This window comes from Glutamicibacter sp. NPDC087831 (assembly GCF_044742845.1).
In the GTDB taxonomy this organism is placed as follows: Bacteria; Actinomycetota; Actinomycetes; order Actinomycetales; family Micrococcaceae; genus Glutamicibacter.
In genome coordinates this window covers 25,198-42,492 of the sequence record NZ_JBIUVH010000009.1, presented here as the reverse complement: position 1 = coordinate 42,492, position 17,295 = coordinate 25,198, and the positions used below count along the sequence as shown (strand labels likewise).

Sequence of the window (17,295 nt, the reverse complement as noted above, 5' to 3'; positions counted from 1 at the left end):
ACGATGTTGAACAAGCGGCCCGAGAAGTTCAGCTTCATCCCGTGGGTCAGGTGGCCACCGTGGTTCAGGTTCAGCCCCAGCACGGTATCGCCCGGACGCACCAGCGCGTGGTACACCGACGCGTTAGCCTGCGCACCGGAATGCGGCTGCACATTAGCGAACTTCGCCCCGAACAACTCCTTGAGCCGCTCAATCGCCAACGTCTCGATGACATCAACTTCCTCGCAACCGCCATAGTAGCGGCGGCCCGGGTAGCCCTCGGCATACTTGTTGGTCAGTACCGAACCCTGCGCCTGCATGATTGCCTGCGCAGTGTGGTTCTCCGAAGCGATCATTTCCAGGCCGCGCTGCTGGCGAGCCAGCTCAGCGTCAATACGCTGCGCGATCTCCGGGTCCAGCGAAGCCAGCGACTGGGTCAACGTTGCAGCGGCAACGGATTCAAAAGTCTGGTTGCTCATTACTCGACGTTTCCACCGTTCGCGCTTGCGTAGTCAGCTGCCGAAAGCAGCGGACCCTCTTCGGCGACCTCAACGGTGAACAGCCAGCCGGCACCGTATGGGTCTTCGTTCAGGATGCCTGGGTTGTCCACTGCCTCGTCGTTGATGGCAACGATGGTGCCGGTCACTGGCGAGTACAGGTCGGAAACCGACTTGGTGGACTCGACTTCGCCACAGGTCTCGCCTGCGGTAACGGAGTCGCCGACCTCTGGCAGGTCGACGTAGACCACGTCGCCCAGGGCGTCGGCGGCAACCTGGGTGATGCCGATCTTTGCTGGGGACGATGCATCGATCCACTCGTGTTCGGCCGAGTAGCGCAATGACGAAAGAACTTTACTCACGGTATTTCCTCTCCCAAGGGAATTAGCGGGCGATTTGCTTAGCCCTACTGATGTTTAACGTTACTTGGCTCGGGTGTAGAACGGCAGTTCGACTACGACAAAAGGCAAAGTCTTACCACGCAGGTCTACCTCCAGCTCGGTTCCCACTGCACCGAATTCGGCGTCGACATAACCCAGTGCAACCGGGTAGCCCAGGGTTGGCGAAGGCTGGCCGGAGGTGATTTCACCGATGGTTGCGCCGTCCTTGACGATGGCGTAGCCGCCGCGGCCGGCGCGCTTGCCCAGGCCCTTGAGGCCGACGAGCTTGCGTGGCGGGGTCGCACCGCGCAACGCTTCCAGGGCTTCGCGGCCCACGAAGTCCTCTTCCTTCTTGAAGGAGACCACCGGGCCGAATCCGGCATCGAACGGGGTGCGTTCCAGGGACAGCTCGTTGCCGTACAGCGGCATGCCGGCTTCAAGGCGCAGCGAGTCGCGGGCGGCCAGGCCGCAAGGAACCAGCTCGTGGTCCTTGCCGGCGTCAACGCTCTTTTCCCAGAGGGCTGCCGCATCCTCGTTTTCGATGATCAGCTCGAAGCCGTCTTCGCCGGTGTAGCCGGTGCGGGCCAGCAGCACGTCGATGCCACCGAGCACCACCTTCACCGCAGCGTAGTACTTCAGTTCGGTGACCGCCTGGGCGGTTGCCTCGTCGGCGGCCAGCTTGCGCACAATTGCCTCGGCGTTCGGTCCCTGGACGGCGATCAGCGACTGGCGGCCCGAAGCGTCGTCCACGACGACGTCGAAGCCGGCGGCGCGGGCAGCCAGCTCGGCGGCAACCACCGGAGCGTTGCCGGCGTTGGGCACGACGAGGAACTTCTCCTCTTCCAGGCGGTAGACGATCAGGTCGTCGATGATCTTGCCCTCGGCGTCAAGGATCAGCGAGTACTTCGCCTTGCCGACCTTCATGATGCTCAGGTTCCCTGCCAGGGCGGTGTTCAGCGCCTTGCCGGCTTCCGGGCCGGAGAGGTAGACCTCGCCCATGTGGGACAGGTCGAACAGGCCAGCGGTGGAGCGCACGGCCTTGTGCTCTGCCAGTTCCGATCCGTACTTCAACGGCATGTCCCAGCCGCCGAAGTCGGTGAAGTTGGCGCCGAGAGCTTCGTGCTGCGCGTGCAGCGCGGTGTGCTTGAGTGCTTGGGTAGTCTCAGTCATCTCTAACTCTTCCTTAGTCTTCGAAGGCTTCGGGAGCCGGGCAGGAGCAGATCAGGTTGCGGTCGCCACCGGCGCCGTCGATGCGGCCCACGGTTGGGAAGTACTTGTCGAACTTCAGCGCCGGGACCGGGAAGGCCGCCTGCTCGACCGAGTACTTGCGGTCCCACTTGCTGTTGACCACAGCGGAGACCGTGTGCGGAGCGTTGCGCAATGGGGACTCCTCGATGCTGTAGGCACCGGAGAGGACCTCGTCCATTTCCTGGCGGATGGTGATCATCGCTTCAATGAAGCGCTCGATCTCGGCCAGGTCCTCGGATTCGGTGGGCTCCACCATCAGGGTGCCTGCCACAGGGAAGGACAGGGTCGGCGCGTGGAAACCGAAGTCGATCAGGCGCTTGGCCACGTCCTCGGCGGTGACCCCGGTCTTGGCGGTCAGTTCGCGCAGGTCCAGGATGCACTCGTGGGCAACCAGGTCCTTGTTGCCGGTGAACAGTACCGGGAAGTGCTCGTTCAGGCGCTTGGCAATGTAGTTCGCGTTCAGGATCGCGTGCTTGGTGGCTTCGGTCAAGCCGTCCCCGCCCATCATCGCGATGTAGGCCCAGGAGATCGGCAGGACGCCGGCCGAGCCGAAAGCGGTCGCCACCACCGGCACGCCATCACGCTCGGAGTAGGTGCCCGAAGCATCGCCTGGCAGGAATGGCAGCAGGTGCTCGCCAACGCCGATTGGGCCTACGCCTGGACCGCCACCGCCGTGCGGGATGCAGAAGGTCTTGTGCAGGTTCAGGTGCGACACGTCGCCGCCGAACTTGCCTGGCTGGGCCAAGCCAACCATGGCGTTCATGTTCGCGCCATCGATGTACACCTGGCCGCCGGCGGCGTGGACCTTGTCGCAGACCTCGCGCACGTCCGCGTCGTAGACGCCGTGGGTGGATGGGTAGGTGATCATGATGGCTGCAAGGACGTCCTTGTTGGCCTCGATCTTGGCATCCAGGTCGTTCGCGTCGATGGTGCCATCGGCTGCGGTCTTCACGACCACCACGCGCATCCCGGCCAGCACTGCCGACGCGGCGTTGGTGCCGTGGGCCGAGGCCGGAATCAGGCACAGATCGCGCTGGCCTTCGCCGCGCGAACGGTGGTAGTCCGAAATGGCCAGCAGGCCCGCGTACTCGCCCTGCGAGCCGGCGTTGGGCTGGATCGAAACGCCAGCGTAGCCGGTGATTGCGGTCAGGCGCCCTTCCAGGTCGGTGATCAGCTCGCGCCAGCCCTCGGTCTGCGCTGCAGGCGCGTAGGGGTGGATCGAGGCGAATTCCGGCCAGGTGATGGATTCCATTTCGGCGGCCGAGTTCAGCTTCATGGTGCACGAACCCAGCGGGATCATGGTGCGGTCCAGGGCCAGGTCGCGGTCCGAGAGCCGGCGCAGGTAGCGCATCATCTGGGTTTCGGAGGAGATGGTGTTGAAGATCGGGTGGGTCATGAAGTCGCTGGTGCGCACCTGCCCTGCCGGGATCTCGAAGCCTTCCGGAGCCGAGAGCTCTGCGCCGAAGACCTCAAGCAGGGTCTTGACTACGCCCGAGGTGGTGGCCTCGTCGGTGGAGATGCCCACCTGGGTCTCGCCCACCTTGCGCAGGTTGATGCCTGCTTCGATGGCCTTGGCAATGATGGCATCGGCGTTCTCGACGTTCACCACAACGGTGTCGAAGAAGGAGTCCGAAGCCAAGGTGTAGCCGCCGGAAACCAGCGAGCTGGCGATCACCCGGGCGTGGTTGTTGGCGCGCGAGGCGATCTGCTTCAGTCCGGCTGGGCCGTGGTAGACCGCGTACATCGAAGCGCAGATGGCCAGCAGGGCCTGTGCGGTGCAGATGTTGGAGGTGGCCTTTTCGCGGCGGATGTGCTGCTCGCGGGTCTGCAGGGCCAAGCGGTAGGCAGGGACTCCGGCGTCATCGGCCGAAACGCCCACCAGGCGTCCTGGCATGGAACGGGTCAGGCCATCGGCCACGGCCATGTAGGCAGCGTGCGGTCCGCCGAAGAACAGCGGCACGCCGAATCGCTGGGTGTTGCCCACGGCGATATCGGCACCCTGCTCGCCCGGAGGGGTGATCATGGTCAGGGCCAGCAGGTCGGCAATCACGGTAACCATGGCGCCGGCTTCCTTGGCGGCGGCGATGATCGAAGCGTGGTCCGCGATCGAGCCGTCGTTGCCAGGCTGCTGCAGGACAATGCCGGAGATCTCGCCCTCTGGCAAGCCTGCGGAAAGGTCGGCAATCTCGACTTCGAAGCCCAGCGCGTCAGCGCGGCCCTGCACGACCTTGAGGGTCTGCGGGAAGATGTTGGAGTCCAGCACGGTCTTGCCCTTGGACTTCTTCTTGTTGGCGCGGCGCATCATCAGCACGGCTTCGGCGGCAGCGGAGGATTCGTCCAGCAGCGACGCGTTGGCGATGGGCAGGCCGGTCAGGTCCATGACCATGGTCTGGAAGTTCAGCAGGGCTTCGAGGCGGCCCTGGGAGATTTCCGGCTGGTACGGGGTGTAAGCGGTGTACCAGGCTGGGTTTTCCACGATGTTGCGGCGGATCACAGCTGGGGTGATGGTGTCGTAGAAGCCCTGGCCGATCATCTGGGTCTTCATGACGTTCTTCGAGGCAAGCGCACGCAGGTGGGCTAGGGCTTCGGTTTCGCTCAGAGCATCAGGGATATCCAGTGCGGAGTCCTGGCGGATGTCTGCCGGAACGGCGGTGTCGATCAGTTCTTCCAGGCTGTCGTAGCCCAGGGTCTGAAGCATGGTGGTGACGTCGGAAGGACGTGGGCCGATATGGCGTGAAACGAATTCAGTATTCGCTCGTGCCGAAGTCTGCGTGATGGTCATGGTGCTGGTATCTCCATGGGATCTGTCTTGGCGCATGCCAAAGGAAGGTCTTTTTACCTCCCCATCCCTGTTGCATAACCTGAGAGTTTTACGCATCCAGCAAACCAAGCCGGGCACTTGCACCTTCGGTGAACCGGAACGGGCCGGTTTCTTTCCAGAGTTGCCTCATGATGGCGGTACGGGTGCCTGAGAGTTTCCTGGGGAGGAATTGCTCCTACGGCGCCCGTCCATGGTGTGAACGGGACTCTCCCGCCATCCGTCTATGGCGCGCGCTGCCGGCCGGAGACCTGCAGCACACCACCATGTTACCTGCCCCGCCCCCAAGGTCAAACAGGAGCGGGGTCCGGAAAAGTCATAAATGCGTTCAGTTGGCGTCGGCAGTTAAACGGATGTAATCAGGATATTTCGCTGACAAGGAATCACCCGACGAGGTGCCGGTGATCCGGCGCTTGACCCACGGAGCCAAATGCTCTCTGGCCCAGCCCAATTCCTGCTTCAGCTTTTCGCCGCGCGAGTTCACGGCCAGTTCCGGCAGGGACGGCTGCTGGATCCTGGAGGACCAGTTTCCCTCGGTGATCCGATGGGTGCCGAACACGTCAAGGACCTTCGAAGCCATCAGCGTGTGGCCCAGCTCGTTCATGTGCAGCCGATCCACCGCCCAGTAGCGCAGATCGGAGAATTCTCGCCACCGCCAGTAATCCGCGATCACCGCACCGTACTCGTCCGCGATTTCGCGAACCTTCTCGTTGTAAATGGCCGTGCGCGGACGGGTCTTGGAGAACAACGGTGATTCCACGGTGTCGAAACCGGTGAACAGCACGACCGCGCTTCCGGCTTCGGCAAAGCGGCTCACCATGCCTTCATAGCCGCGCATCAGCGCATCCAGGTCCGCCTTCGGGCGCAGGATGTCATTGCCGCCGGCATAGATGGTGACCAGGTCCGGGGCCAGTGCGAGCGCCTGGTCCAGCTGCTGGTTGATCACCTGCCCGATCTTCTTGCCGCGCACCGCCAGGTTGGCGTATTCCCATTCGCCTTCGGCGCAGAGCACTTCCGAAACCCGGTCCGCCCAGCCGCGGACCTGGTTGGGCCGGGTCGGATCCACATCGCCAACGCCTTCGGTGAACGAGTCACCTAGTGCCACAAACTTCTTCACTTCGCTCCTGCTTCGTTCCATTCCCGATGGGTTTACTACGCGTTGCTGCCGGCAGCCTGGGCCGACATGTTCTTCTGCATGATCAGCTGGCGGGCCAGCTGGCTGAGCTTGACTCCGGTGGAGATCTCCTTGGCGCCTTCATTGCGCGAGGGAATGAAACCGAAGCCCAGCTGGTGGGCTGGATCGGCGAAGGCCAGCGAGGAATTCGCACCGTCATGGCCGTAGGCGAAAATCGATCCATAGTTGTTGCGCGCGGAGGCCTTCATGAACCCCAGGGCGAAGGCCTGCAGCAGCCCGTTGGTCCGGTCATGGCCGTAGACCAGCTCGGTGGAAACCTGGGACCAGGTGTCGGCGGTGAGGAATCCGCGGGTGGCGCCCAGTGCCGGCACGGCACCGAATGAGGCGGCATAGATTGCGGCCAGGCCTTGGGCATTGGCGACCGCGCCCATGGATGCGGGGCCCAGTTCGCGCACCTGAGGCGCGTTGGCCAGTTCGTGCCAGTTGTAGACCGGGCCGTTTTCCAGCGCGAAACCGGAGGCCGAGTTCACCGAAAGCCCGGCCGGGGAGAACGGATCGAAGAATTCCGGTGCGGCGTCAGCGCCCGGCAGTACATCGCGGTAGCGCGATTCCAGCGCGGGGTCCTGGCCGATGTAGGCTTCGGCTCCCAGCGGCTTGCGGATGCGCTCCTCGAAGACGTCTTTCAGTTCCTTGCCGGTGACCCGGCGTACCAGTTCTTCCATGAGCACGCCCAGGGTGATCGCATGGTAGCCGACAATGTGCTGGCCCAGCGGCCAGACGCTTGGCATGGAAGCGAGCACCTTGGCGTATTCGGCGGAGTTCAGGAGGATCTCGCTGGGAACGCCCCCGGGCACGCCCAGCACTCCCGCTTGGTGGCTGAGCACCTCGCCGACGGTGAGCTGGGATTTCCCGTTGTCCCCGAATTCCGGCCAGTAGGTGGCCATTGGCGCGTTCGGATCAATCAGCCCATCTTGCACGAGCAGTGCCACGACCAGCGCACCCAGGCCCTTGGTGCAGGAGAAGACGCAGGTCAGCGCGTCACCAGAGAGGTGCTCGCCAACGCTGTGGCTGAGCACCAATTCGCCGCGGTGGTACACGGCCAGCTGCGCCGAATAGCCTTCTTCCTCAGCGGCTCGCGCCTCTAGTGCTTCCGCCAGGGGCGCGAACTCTTCAGTGATCACCGATTGCATCTAAATCCTTCAAAGTGCTTGTCTCTCATCAACTAACCCTAACCGCTTCGATCCCATGGCCCGGTAGTTCCACACGCTGACCCGACACCTAGCATATAGGTACGTCAGCTCACAGCATTGGCTTGTTTAAGCCACTAATCGACATTTCACTACCGCTGGACCCCAAGTTCTGTGAGCCAGCCTTGAAGCCGGTTTGCCCACTTCATGCGCTGACCCTAAAGTTGTAATGTTTGCCTACAAAATTGAAGGAGATGATCTCGATCGCATGACTGTGAACAGTGACACGGCCGTTACCGACGGCAAAGAAACAGAACTCCGCAGGGTGATTGGCCCGAAGCTGCTGCTATTCCTCATCATGGGCGATATCATCGGCGCCGGAATTTTCGCCATCACCGGCAAAGTTGCCGGCCAGGTGGGCGGAGCCGCCTGGCTGCCGTTCCTGATCGCTTTCACGATCGCGACCCTCACCGCCTTCAGCTACCTCGAACTGGTGACCAAATACCCGCACGCGGCCGGTGCCGCCTTGTACATCCACAAGGCATTCGGCATCCACTTCGTCACCTTCCTGGTGGCGTTCACCGTGGCTTGCTCGGGCATCACCAGTGCCGCCACCTCGGCCACTTTGGTGGGGCGCAACCTGCTCATTGGCATTGGCCAGTTTGTCGACGGTGTTCCCAACACCCCGGAAGCGGGCATGTGGGCAGCTATTGCAATCATCGTGATCCTCGCCGTGATCAACTTCCGCGGCGTAGGCGAGAGCGTGAAGTTCAACCTCGTGCTGACCATAGTTTCGCTGGCCATCATGGCCGCGATCATCGGCATCGGCTTCGCGGTGATCGCCTCGGGCCAGGGTGACATTTCCCGCCTGGTGGTCTTCGAGACCCCGACCGACCGCAGCGTCTTCGCCGCCGTGACCATGGGTACTGCCATTGCGTTCTTCGCGATGGTGGGCTTCGAGGATTCGGTGAACCTGGTTGAGGAAACCAAGAATCCCAACAAGACCTTCCCGAAGATCATGCTCATCGGCTTGGGCATCTGCGCCTTGATCTACATGCTGGTGGCCGTCACCGTCATCATGGTGATTCCGACCGGCGATCTGCTGAACCCTAAGAACCCGGATGCCGGCATCCTGCTGGATGTTGTGCGCATCGGCCTGCCGAACCTGCCGGTTGACGCGATCTTCCCCTTCTTGACCGTCTTCGCGGTGGTTAACACCGCGCTGATGAACATGCTGATGGCTAGCCGCCTGCTCTACGGCATGGCCCGCCAAGGCGTGCTACCGCAGTTCCTGGGCAAGGTGCATTCGACCCGACGCTCGCCATGGGCTGCGATCCTGTTCAGCACCGGACTGGCCATCGCCTTGGTGGTCTACGTGAACCTGAGCAACGGAAGCAGCATTGTCGGCTCGCTGGGCGGCACGACCGCGCTGCTGCTGTTGTGCGTGTTCGCCGTAGTCAACGTAGCCCTGCTGGTACTGCGCCGCGACAAGCCGGAACCCGATTCGTTCCGCGCTCCAACGATCATCCCGATCCTCGGCGTGTTCTTCTGCTTGTTCCTTGCCGGCCCGTGGGCTCGCGCCCGCGAGGACTGGGTCCAGTACGAGATTGCCGGCCTGCTGCTGGTCATCGGCGTGCTGCTGTGGGCCGTGACCTGGTTGGTCAACCGGATCAACTACAAGAAGGGCGTCATCGAAACCCGCCCGGGACAGTACTGATCCCAGCCCGTTAACGCAGTGATGCCCGCCATTTGGCGGGCATCACTGCTTTAAGCGTGTTTTCTACGCGGTCTGCTCGACCGTTTCCTGGCGGAAACGAAGCTTCAGGCCGCCTTCGGTGCTCTGCCACCAGGAAGATACGACGAGCACCGGGCCCTCTGCAGGCTTCATGCGGTAAGCGAGAAGCACCATTTGCGCATCCACTTCCCGGGCCGCAAGGACCTGCACCGCACCGGTGCTGGGCAGGCTCGCCCCGGATTCCAGCATGGTCCGGACCGTGGCCACATCCAGCAGGCCGCCATGGCGAGTCACTTCCTGGTAGCCCGGATGCAGGAAGTCGTTGAGTTCCGCGAAACTGGTGCGGATCTGCGGGTCGAGGAAACCTTGTTCCAGTTCGAAGACGGTGGCCGCGATGTCCACGCCGGGTTCCGGTGCGGCGGCGGTTTGCCCGCCGGGTGCCAGCACGGCATCTTCAGCCGCTGGAGCATGGGAAGCCGCTGGAGCATTGGAAGCCACGGGGCCGCCGCCGGCAGTGTAGCCCGGTCCGGCCTCTACTGCAGAGCCCTGCTGGTGCGCGGTCGCAGCCGCACGCGCATGGCCGTCAGCAGCTTCATTCAGCTCATGTCCGGCATGGCCCTTGACCCACTCGAAGGTGTACTTGCGCCCGGCAATGGCCCGGTCAAGTTCCTTGAGGATGTCCTGGTTCAAGACCGGTTTGCCGTCGGCCTTTTTCCAGCCCTTCTTCTTCCAACCCGGCATCCACTTGCTGATGCAGTTGATCGCATACTGCGAATCGCACAGGATTCTGAGTTCTTCTTCTGGCAGGTGCTCGGTGGCCCGGAAGAGTTCGAGCACCGCTTGGAGCTCCCCCATGTTGTTGGTTCCGTGGTCCCAACCGCCAGCGGCCCAGTTGTCCTGGTCCACATACCAGGCCCAACCTGCCGGTCCGGGGTTTCCTAGGGCTGATCCATCCGCAGCTGCAATGATCGTCATGCTTTAATCCTGCCACGTTGACGCCCGCACTCGGTTCCATGCATTGGGCCATGTCGCCAGCGAATACTTGCACAATGGATCACAGCATCCAGCCAGGTCCAGGCCTAGGATTGGGATGTGAAGAAAATCCTGCCTGTATTGGCTACCCTGGTTCTGGTCCTGTCCGCATGCGCTGGCCCCTCGGTCGACGAGCTGCGCCAACTCGATCCCCAGGGCCATACCGCCTGCTTGCATTTTGGCGGGGGCCTGGTTGACCCCGAGGGCATCGGCGCAACGAATATGCAGAAAGCCGCTGATCATGGGGCGAAGGCTTCCACCGAACAGATCAGCGCTGCGGTGGCCGCCGATGAATCGGGGGATCCCCGGATTATTGACTTGGCCGCTTTCCAGGAAGCTTGCGAGGGGCAAGGCTTCGATTTCGAATAGGACAGATCGGCCCAGGACCCCTCGAAATAGCGGGCTCCTGAGCCGATCCGCCGTGGATCGCCAGCGCGCCTAGGCGGGGTACAACGGGTTGTGCCCGGCTTGGACTCGCTCGTCAGCCCGGACTTCGCCCGGTGCCGTACCGTTCAGGAACGGACCGTTCTCGGCCAGCTCATCTCGGCCCGGCGCTTCGAGCCAGTTCGCCAACTCCGGCCCCTTCGGGATGATCCGGGTCGGGTTGATGTCCTCATGAACCACGTAGTAGTGCGCCTTGATCTGCTCGAAGTCGATGGTGTCGCCGAAACCCGGGGTCTGGAACAAGTCCCGCGCATAGCCCCAGAGGTTCGGCATGTCGATGAGCTTGTTGCGGTTGGCCTTGAAGTGGCCATGGTAGACCGGGTCGAATCGAACCAGCGTGGTGAACAGCCGGACATCGGCCTCGGTGATGTGATCACCCATCAGGAAGCGGCGGGTGCCCAGCCGGTCTTCGAGGTAGTCCAAGGTGGCGAATAACCGGTCGTAGGCATCGTTGTAGGCCTGCTGGTCCCCGGCGAACCCGCCACGGTAGACGCCGTTGTTGACCTCGGTGAAAATCCGCTTGATCAGCGGAAGCATTTCATCGAGCTGGTCCTGCGCAATGAGGTCCGGGGTGCCTTCCCGGTGGAACTCCTTCCACTGCGTGGACATGTCCCAGGTGATCTGCGGGTAGTCATTGGTGACAACCGCACCGGTGGGGATATCGACGATTGCCGGCACGGTGATGCCGCGTGGATAGTCGGCAAAGCGCTTGAAGTAGTTCTCCTGGACCCGCTCGGTACCCAGGACAGGGTCCTTGCCCCCGGGGTCCAGGTCAAAGGTCCAGCTGCGTGCGTCGTGGGTTGGGCCGGGCAGTCCGACGGACAGCGCGTCTTCCAAGCCCAGCAGGCGGCGAACGATCAGGGTGCGGTTGGCCCAGGGGCACGCGCGGGCTGCGACCAGATGGTAGCGGCCAGCTTCCACCGGCCAAAGCCGGGCCCCGTCCGAAAGCCCCGCGTTGGGATGCCCGATCTTGCTGTGGCTGTTTCCCTCGCCATAGTGCTCGGCGCTGGCATCAGCGACGATGCGGTCCTGGATGTAATTGGTGTCCCGGGTGAATTCTCCGCCGGTGACGTAGGCGCCCTTGGTCGAATATTCCTCGCTCATCGCATTCCTTCCAAAGAATTTTGAAGTCCCGTGCATAAACCATTCACATCGAGACTATGGCAGTTGGGCAGGTATGGAAATGGCACAATGCACTTTTCCACTCCCCGCCGATTTCAACCCGATCTAGGCGTTGACCGTGGCGCCTTCGCGCACGGTGCGCATCGCCTTGCTCCAGGCGAGCACCTGTTCAAGCATGGGCTGCACGCTGTTGGCCGACCGTTCGGTCGGAGCGAAAGCCGAGAAGTTCTCGAAGTCGGAGAATAGCGAGAACATGCCGGTTTTCTGCACGTGGGCGATCTGCAGTTCAGAGAGGATCCCGCGCAGGTGCTCGACGGCACGCGAGCCCATGGCGGAGCCGTATCCGACCATGCCGGCGGCCTTGTTATTCAGCTCTGCATTCAGGTAGCTCAGTGCGTTGGCCAATGCAGGCTGGACGGAGTGGTTGTACTCGCCAACAATGAAAATGTATCCATCGAATTCGCTCATCTTGGCGGCGAAGGTCTTGGTGTGCCCGTTCTGGTAGTTCTGGTAGGCGGCCGGGAACGGCTCGTCGAGCATCGGCAGGTTGAAATCAACGATGTCCACCAGCTCGTAGTCGGCACCACCGAATTCCTGGGCCCTGGCCAGCACCCATTGGGCGACGCCCTGGTTGACACGTCCTGGACGGGTGGAACCGGTAACGATAGCGATCTTCGACAAGTTGCTCTCCTTGGAGTTCTCCGGCCAACAATGTAGTTGACACGTCATCTTCTCTTGCTAAATCCCACTATACAGGAGATGATTGATACGTCAACAATATTTTGAATGCCCCTCCCTGGGGACAACATGGTTAGGAAAGAGAATGAAGAGCGAAGAGACCCGCTGGCTCACCGACAGCGAGCAGGACCTCTGGCGCACCATACGCGAGTTCCTCTGGCAGTTCCCCAGCGGCATGGATCGCCAGCTGCTGCGCGATTCGAACATGCTCTCCGGTGAATACTCGGTGCTGGCTGTGCTTTCGGAAACAACCGAACCAAGTCTACGCCCGGCCGACGTGGCGACCGCATTGCGCTGGGACCGCTCGCGCCTCTCCCACCTGCTGCGCCGCATGGAAGCCAAGGGCCTGGTCAGCCGCTGCTCAGATGAGACCGACCGGCGCGGGCACCAGATTACGCTCACCGCCCAGGGGCGCAAGACCATTGAGGAAGCCGCGCCAACCCACGTGAGCTTCGTGCGTGAAACCATTTTCGATTCCCTGAGCCCTTCCGAACGCACGGCATTGGAATCGGCGCTGCCGAAGATCCTGGCCTCGCTGGAAAAGCAGGGACTGAAAGATGGCCAGTGCTAGCTGGCTCGTTCGGCCAGTTCGCTCTTGGCTACCAGCTGGGCGAATTGCCCGCCAAGCTGGACCAGCTCGTCAAAAGTTCCCGCTTCGGCAATCCGGCCAGCTTCTAGCACGACGATGCGGTCCGCTCGCATCACGGTGCTCAACCGGTGCGCGATCAGCAAGGTGGTTCGCCCCAGTGCGAGCTCGTCCAGCGCCCGCTGCACCAAAGCTTCGGTGACCGTATCCAGGGCACTGGTCGCCTCATCGAGCACCAGGACCTTGGGTTTGCGCAGCATGGTGCGGGCAATGGCCAGCCGCTGCTGCTCGCCACCGGAGAAACGGTGGCCGCGCTGCCCCACCTGGGTTTCCAGGCCCTGCGGCAGGCTGCGGACCAGCTGCGCAATCTGCGCGGCTTCCAGCGCCTGCCAGAGCTCTTCCTCGGTGGCCTGGGGCGCTGCCCACAGGAGGTTCTCCCGAATCGAAGCATGCAGCAGGTAGCTTTCCTGGGCAACGACGGAGACCGCCTGGGCGATGCCTTCAGGATCGAATTCCTTCAGGTCAATGCCGTCGAGCAATACCTGGCCCTCGGTAGGGTCAAGCAGCCGGGGCAGCAAGGACCCCAGGGTGGACTTTCCCGAACCGGTGGAACCGACAACCGCGGTCATTGTTCCCGCCTCCAGGGTCAAATCCAGCTGTTCCAGGGTGGCGCGGTCAGCCTCGGGGTAGCGGAAGCTGACATTGCGCAATTGCACTTCGCCACGCAGCTTCCCGGGTTCGACCGCTCGCGGCCGCTGGGGTACCGGCAGCGCCTGGTCCGTATCCAGGTATTCGAAGACGCGGCTGAACAAGGCCAAGGCCGAGACCCACTGGACCGAAATCTGCATCATGCCCATGACCGGACGGAAGATTCCGGCCTGCAGCCCGGTAAAGGCCACCAAGGTGCCGATGCTCATTCCCTGCCCGGTGGCGGGCAGCCCCGCCACGATGTACAGCACCGCGGGGATGGCCGCGAAAATGATGCTCATCGTGGCCATGCGCCAACGCCCGGCCAAAGCGCTTTTCATTTCCAGGTCGATGAGCTTGTGGCTGGACTCTCCGAAGGCCGCCGCATCAGCGGCTCCGGTGCCCATGATCTTGGCCAGGCGGACCCCGGAGATGCTCAGGCGCTCGTCGATCAGCGAAGCCAGGTTCGACATCTCGCGCTGGCGCTTTCCTGTCACGGCGCGGCGCAGTTTCGCGGTTTGCTTGGCAAGCAGCACCGCTGGCGGCAGCACGACCAATGAGATCAAGCTCAGTTTCCACGAGATCGCCACCATCGCGCAGGCGGTGGCCACAACGGTGGTCAGGTTCGAGGCAATGCTCGTGGCCGAATTGGTAATCACCGATTGCATCTGCCCCACGTCGTTGACCAGGCGCGACTGCACGTCCCCGGAGCGCGAGTTGGTGAAGAATCCCAGGGATTGCTTCTGCAGGTGCGTGAACAGCCCGGTCCGCAGGCCATGCATGACGCGTTGGCCCATCAGGGTTGCCCGCCAGGTCTGGACGACTTCCAGAATCGCGGTAGCCAGGGAGATCAGCACCAGTCCCCCGGCACCCAAGAGCAGCAATCGGATATTGCTGTTGGGAATCGCGTCATCAATGAGTTCGCGGATGATGAACGGCTGGGCCAGGCCGATGACCGACGCTGCCACGATCAGCGCCATGACCGCAATCACCGACCCCAGATGGGGCCGGAAGAGCGCGGCGATGCGCGCCAGGGACACCGGATGCTCGGTGAGCCGCTGCTTGTCCCGGGCGGCGTTGCCGGACCGTCCTTGCCCGCCACCGCCCGGATGCGGCCCCGGCATTCCCATTGCGCTCATGGACTCCCCCTCTACCTCTGGATATCTCAAGTCCAGAATAACAGAGGGAACCTCACTATGTGGTTGCATCTTGAAATTGTTCCCAGAAACACACTATCCTTGAACATATGCAGAACGAAGAGCCCAAGCCTGACTTGGCAGATCTTTTCCTCCACGCTTCAGGCATGCTTCGCGGCAGATGGAGGGACAGCTTGACTCCCCTGGGCATCACTCCGCACCAATCGAGGGTGCTGACCTTGCTGTCCCGGGCCGATAGGATCGGGCTGCGCAACTCGCAGCTCGCAGAACAGCTGCACATCGCCGCGCGCTCGACCACCGAGGTAGTCGACCAGCTGGAAGCCAAGGAGCTTGTCGTGCGCACCCCCGATCCGGCCGATCGCCGCGCCACGTTGATTGCGCTCAGTGCCACGGGCCGCGCCCAGCTCGGCGAGCTCGCCGAATTGCGCCGTTCGAGCATGGACGGCTATTTCGACAAGCTCGGCGACGAGGACCGCGCCGAGCTCACCCGGCTGCTGGCAATCCTGGACCGCGAGAACCCGCGGCCGGTGCGCGGCGCTTGCAAGAACCCGGCGAAAGAAAACTAGCTGCCAGCTAGCGGATAGAACCCGAGGCCCCGGCATATGCGTGCCGGGGCCTCGCGCGCTGGTTGCCGCTGCTGGCTAGTTCTCGGTCTTCCCGCGGCGCCAGTAGCCCATGAAGGCTACCTGCTTGCGGTCCACGCCGGCATCGCGCACCAGATAACGGCGCATTTCCTTGACCGTGCCGGCTTCACCGGCAATCCAGGCGTAGAACGGTGCGGAATTTTCCTGGCCCGTCTCCCACAGGATGTCCGCATCAACATCGATATCTTCCGGCTCGGCGTTGGTATGGACCACGCCGGCTGCTGGAATCGCGACTACCTGGCGCAATGCCGACTGCAGCAATTCGCCGTGCTCATGGCTGCCACGGGTCAGCCACTGCACCGAGACGCCGGAGCGGGTGGAGGCACCGAGGATATCCGTGGTCTCCGGGACCTCGATCAGCGCATGGCCGGTGACGTTGGAGGGCAAGGCTTCGAGGATGGCGCAAATCGCCGGGGCGGCGGTTTCGTCACCGGCCAGCACCACGCGGGTTGCCTCGCCGCGGCGGAACTCGATACCGCCGTAGCTGGAGTCGTTCAGGGTCTTGTTCGGGCCCAGCAGCAACAGCTGGTCGCCCACCTTGGCCCGGTCGCCGAACTCCGTAGCCGGCCCGCCCTGGAGCTGGCCGTCAACCATGTGCCCGTGCATCACGAAGTCGATATCCAGCTCGGCTGTGGCCCCGATATTGTCCCGGTGCCCGGCTTCGCGGAAGGCCCGCACGGTATAGGTGCGCATGTGGCCGCGGGTATCGGGATCAATCGACAACCAGCGCTTGTACCAGCCCTGCTGCTCGGCAGGACTGGTCATCGCCCCGGGTCGCATCGAGGCGATCTCGTCGGTCAACGCAGTACCGCCGGCCGGTGGCAGCAAGAGCTTGATGCGCATATCCAGCGGGTGGCTGTTGGTGCCGAAGTACTCCAGGTCCTCGCCGCTGACGGTCACCCGGCGGAAGGATGGCGCGAGCTGCTGGCTATTGACCACAGTGGTATCAAAGGCCAACGTCGGCACATGCTCATGGGCCGGGCGCTCCGATTGCGGATCAAGCGCGGCGGCTGCTTGGGCAGCTTGCTTCACATTTGCCGCCTGCTTCACCGCAGTTTTCTTCGCAGAAGCTTCGGTACGGAAAATGCCCTGGGAAGCCAGCACCTGCTCGGTGCGCAGCACCCGGTGGCGGCCAATGGGAAGCACCAGCGGAGTGCCGCCCACCGGGTCGGGGATCACGCGGCTGGGCATGCCGAAAACATCCTTGACGGTCTTTTCGGTGACCACATCGTTGGGATGGCCGGCAGCGTAGATCTTGCCGTGGCGCAGCGCCACCAGGTAGTCGGCGTAGCGGGCGGCCAGGTTCAAATCGTGCAGCACGATCACGACGGTGATCCCGCGGCTGCGATTCAGCTCGCTGACCACATCCAGGACTTCGAGCTGGTGCGCCACGTCCAGGAAGGTGGTCGGCTCGTCGAGCAGCAGCAGGTCGGTCTCCTGCGCCAGGGCCATGGCGATCCAGACGCGCTGGCGCTGACCGCCGGAGAGCTCGTCCACCGAGCGGTCGGCCAGCTCGGTGGTGCCGGTCAGCTCCATGGCGCGATTAACCGCTGCCTCGTCCTCGGCAGAGAAGCGCTTGAACAGGCCCTGGTGCGGGTAGCGGCCGCGGCTGATCAGCTCGCGGGCGGTGATGCCGTCCGGCGCGGTGGGCGATTGCGGCAGCAAGCCCAGGGTCTTGGCGACTTCCTTGGCCGGCTTGGAGTGGATGTCCGCGCCGTCCAGGAGCACCTGGCCCCCGGCTGGCTTGAGCAACCGCGACAGTGCGCGCAGCAGGGTGGACTTGCCGCAACCGTTGGCCCCGACGACGATGCTCACCTGCCCGGCAGGGATATCCAGCGACAGCTCGTCGACGATGGTGACCTTGTCATAGGCCAGGGTCAGATCGCTTGCCTGCAAAGTGGCCATG

The 17,295-nt window shown here is 63.0% G+C and carries 14 protein-coding genes, 1 pseudogene and 1 riboswitch; of the genes and pseudogenes, 4 read left to right on the top strand and 11 right to left on the bottom strand.

All coding sequences use genetic code 11. The features are described 5' to 3' along the window. The 6 genes and pseudogenes from ACIOJF_RS17790 to ACIOJF_RS17765 all read right to left on the bottom strand — a co-directional run. Positions 1–458 (bottom strand): annotated as a pseudogene (locus tag ACIOJF_RS17790) (serine hydroxymethyltransferase); the annotation flags it as partial. Beyond that, a complete protein-coding gene (gcvH, locus tag ACIOJF_RS17785; RefSeq protein WP_105659073.1) occupies positions 458–838 on the bottom strand; it encodes a glycine cleavage system protein GcvH in 381 nt (126 codons plus the stop codon). The pseudogene ACIOJF_RS17790 and the gene gcvH, both read right to left, overlap by 1 nt. A 60-nt stretch (positions 839–898) precedes the next feature. Continuing rightward, positions 899–2,026 (bottom strand): glycine cleavage system aminomethyltransferase GcvT, encoded by a 1,128-nt coding sequence (gcvT, locus tag ACIOJF_RS17780; RefSeq protein ID WP_105659074.1) that lies wholly within the window; start codon positions 2,024–2,026, stop codon positions 899–901. A gap of 13 nt (positions 2,027–2,039) precedes the next feature. After that, positions 2,040–4,886 carry an aminomethyl-transferring glycine dehydrogenase gene (gene gcvP / locus ACIOJF_RS17775; protein WP_105659075.1) on the bottom strand — a complete coding sequence of 949 codons (2,847 nt, stop codon included), beginning with the start codon at positions 4,884–4,886 and terminating at the stop codon, positions 2,040–2,042. A gap of 164 nt (positions 4,887–5,050) precedes the next feature. After that, positions 5,051–5,148, bottom strand: a riboswitch (glycine riboswitch). Positions 5,149–5,250: 102 nt separating this feature from the next. Then, a complete protein-coding gene (locus tag ACIOJF_RS17770; protein ID WP_402734675.1) occupies positions 5,251–6,039 on the bottom strand; it encodes an SGNH/GDSL hydrolase family protein in 789 nt (262 codons plus the stop codon). 35 nt (positions 6,040–6,074) lie between these two features. Further along, the gene (locus ACIOJF_RS17765; protein ID WP_105659076.1) at positions 6,075–7,247 is read right to left on the bottom strand and encodes a serine hydrolase domain-containing protein; all 1,173 of its coding nucleotides are present in this window, start codon (positions 7,245–7,247) and stop codon (positions 6,075–6,077) included. Positions 7,248–7,512: 265 nt separating this feature from the next. Here ACIOJF_RS17765 and ACIOJF_RS17760 point away from each other — a divergent pair, with 265 nt between their 5' ends. Further along, positions 7,513–8,961 (top strand): APC family permease, encoded by a 1,449-nt coding sequence (locus tag ACIOJF_RS17760; protein ID WP_105659077.1) that lies wholly within the window; start codon positions 7,513–7,515, stop codon positions 8,959–8,961. A 63-nt stretch (positions 8,962–9,024) separates the two neighbouring features. Here ACIOJF_RS17760 and ACIOJF_RS17755 read toward each other — a convergent pair whose 3' ends face one another. Further along, positions 9,025–9,954, bottom strand: coding sequence for an RNase H family protein (locus ACIOJF_RS17755; protein ID WP_105659078.1), 930 nt, complete (start codon positions 9,952–9,954; stop codon positions 9,025–9,027). A gap of 117 nt (positions 9,955–10,071) precedes the next feature. On the opposite strand from ACIOJF_RS17755, the gene ACIOJF_RS17750 reads away from it, so the two are divergent. Continuing rightward, positions 10,072–10,380, top strand: a complete 309-nt coding sequence (locus ACIOJF_RS17750; protein WP_105659079.1) for a hypothetical protein — start codon at positions 10,072–10,074, stop codon at positions 10,378–10,380. Between the two features lie 69 nt (positions 10,381–10,449). Here the strand turns inward: ACIOJF_RS17750 and ACIOJF_RS17745 are convergent, their stop codons facing one another. Both ACIOJF_RS17745 and ACIOJF_RS17740 read right to left on the bottom strand, forming a co-directional pair. Then, positions 10,450–11,559 (bottom strand): glutathione S-transferase C-terminal domain-containing protein, encoded by a 1,110-nt coding sequence (locus ACIOJF_RS17745; protein ID WP_402741991.1) that lies wholly within the window; start codon positions 11,557–11,559, stop codon positions 10,450–10,452. A 123-nt stretch (positions 11,560–11,682) separates the two neighbouring features. Next, positions 11,683–12,258 carry an NADPH-dependent FMN reductase gene (locus tag ACIOJF_RS17740; protein WP_105659081.1) on the bottom strand — a complete coding sequence of 192 codons (576 nt, stop codon included), beginning with the start codon at positions 12,256–12,258 and terminating at the stop codon, positions 11,683–11,685. A 142-nt stretch (positions 12,259–12,400) separates the two neighbouring features. Here ACIOJF_RS17740 and ACIOJF_RS17735 point away from each other — a divergent pair, with 142 nt between their 5' ends. Beyond that, on the top strand, positions 12,401–12,886 hold the full coding sequence (locus tag ACIOJF_RS17735) for a MarR family winged helix-turn-helix transcriptional regulator (protein WP_105659082.1): 486 nt from the start codon (positions 12,401–12,403) through the stop codon (positions 12,884–12,886). Here the strand turns inward: ACIOJF_RS17735 and ACIOJF_RS17730 are convergent. Beyond that, positions 12,883–14,727 carry an ABC transporter ATP-binding protein gene (locus ACIOJF_RS17730; protein WP_105659083.1) on the bottom strand — a complete coding sequence of 615 codons (1,845 nt, stop codon included), beginning with the start codon at positions 14,725–14,727 and terminating at the stop codon, positions 12,883–12,885. The genes ACIOJF_RS17735 and ACIOJF_RS17730 overlap by 4 nt on opposite strands. Before the next feature lie 191 nt (positions 14,728–14,918). Between ACIOJF_RS17730 and ACIOJF_RS17725 the strand changes: the two genes are divergently transcribed. After that, positions 14,919–15,311 carry a MarR family winged helix-turn-helix transcriptional regulator gene (locus ACIOJF_RS17725; RefSeq protein WP_181148955.1) on the top strand — a complete coding sequence of 131 codons (393 nt, stop codon included), beginning with the start codon at positions 14,919–14,921 and terminating at the stop codon, positions 15,309–15,311. A 75-nt stretch (positions 15,312–15,386) separates the two neighbouring features. On the opposite strand, the gene ACIOJF_RS17720 is transcribed toward ACIOJF_RS17725, so the two are convergent. Beyond that, positions 15,387–17,294, bottom strand: a complete 1,908-nt coding sequence (locus ACIOJF_RS17720; RefSeq protein ID WP_105659085.1) for an SIP domain-containing protein — start codon at positions 17,292–17,294, stop codon at positions 15,387–15,389. Between the last annotated feature and the right edge of the window lies 1 nt (position 17,295).

Bases quoted from the DNA above. Each gene is read 5' to 3' on its own strand.
- gcvT (WP_105659074.1), bottom strand. From the start codon at position 2,026: ATGACTGAGACTACCCAAGCACTCAAGCACACCGCGCTGCACGCGCAG.
- gcvP (WP_105659075.1), bottom strand. From the start codon at position 4,886: ATGACCATCACGCAGACTTCGGCACGAGCGAATACTGAATTCGTTTCA.
- ACIOJF_RS17765 (WP_105659076.1), bottom strand. From the start codon at position 7,247: ATGCAATCGGTGATCACTGAAGAGTTCGCGCCCCTGGCGGAAGCACTA.
- ACIOJF_RS17760 (WP_105659077.1), top strand. From the start codon at position 7,513: ATGACTGTGAACAGTGACACGGCCGTTACCGACGGCAAAGAAACAGAA.
- ACIOJF_RS17755 (WP_105659078.1), bottom strand. From the start codon at position 9,954: ATGACGATCATTGCAGCTGCGGATGGATCAGCCCTAGGAAACCCCGGA.
- ACIOJF_RS17745 (WP_402741991.1), bottom strand. From the start codon at position 11,559: ATGAGCGAGGAATATTCGACCAAGGGCGCCTACGTCACCGGCGGAGAA.
- ACIOJF_RS17735 (WP_105659082.1), top strand. From the start codon at position 12,401: ATGAAGAGCGAAGAGACCCGCTGGCTCACCGACAGCGAGCAGGACCTC.
- ACIOJF_RS17730 (WP_105659083.1), bottom strand. From the start codon at position 14,727: ATGAGCGCAATGGGAATGCCGGGGCCGCATCCGGGCGGTGGCGGGCAA.
- ACIOJF_RS17720 (WP_105659085.1), bottom strand. From the start codon at position 17,294: ATGGCCACTTTGCAGGCAAGCGATCTGACCCTGGCCTATGACAAGGTC.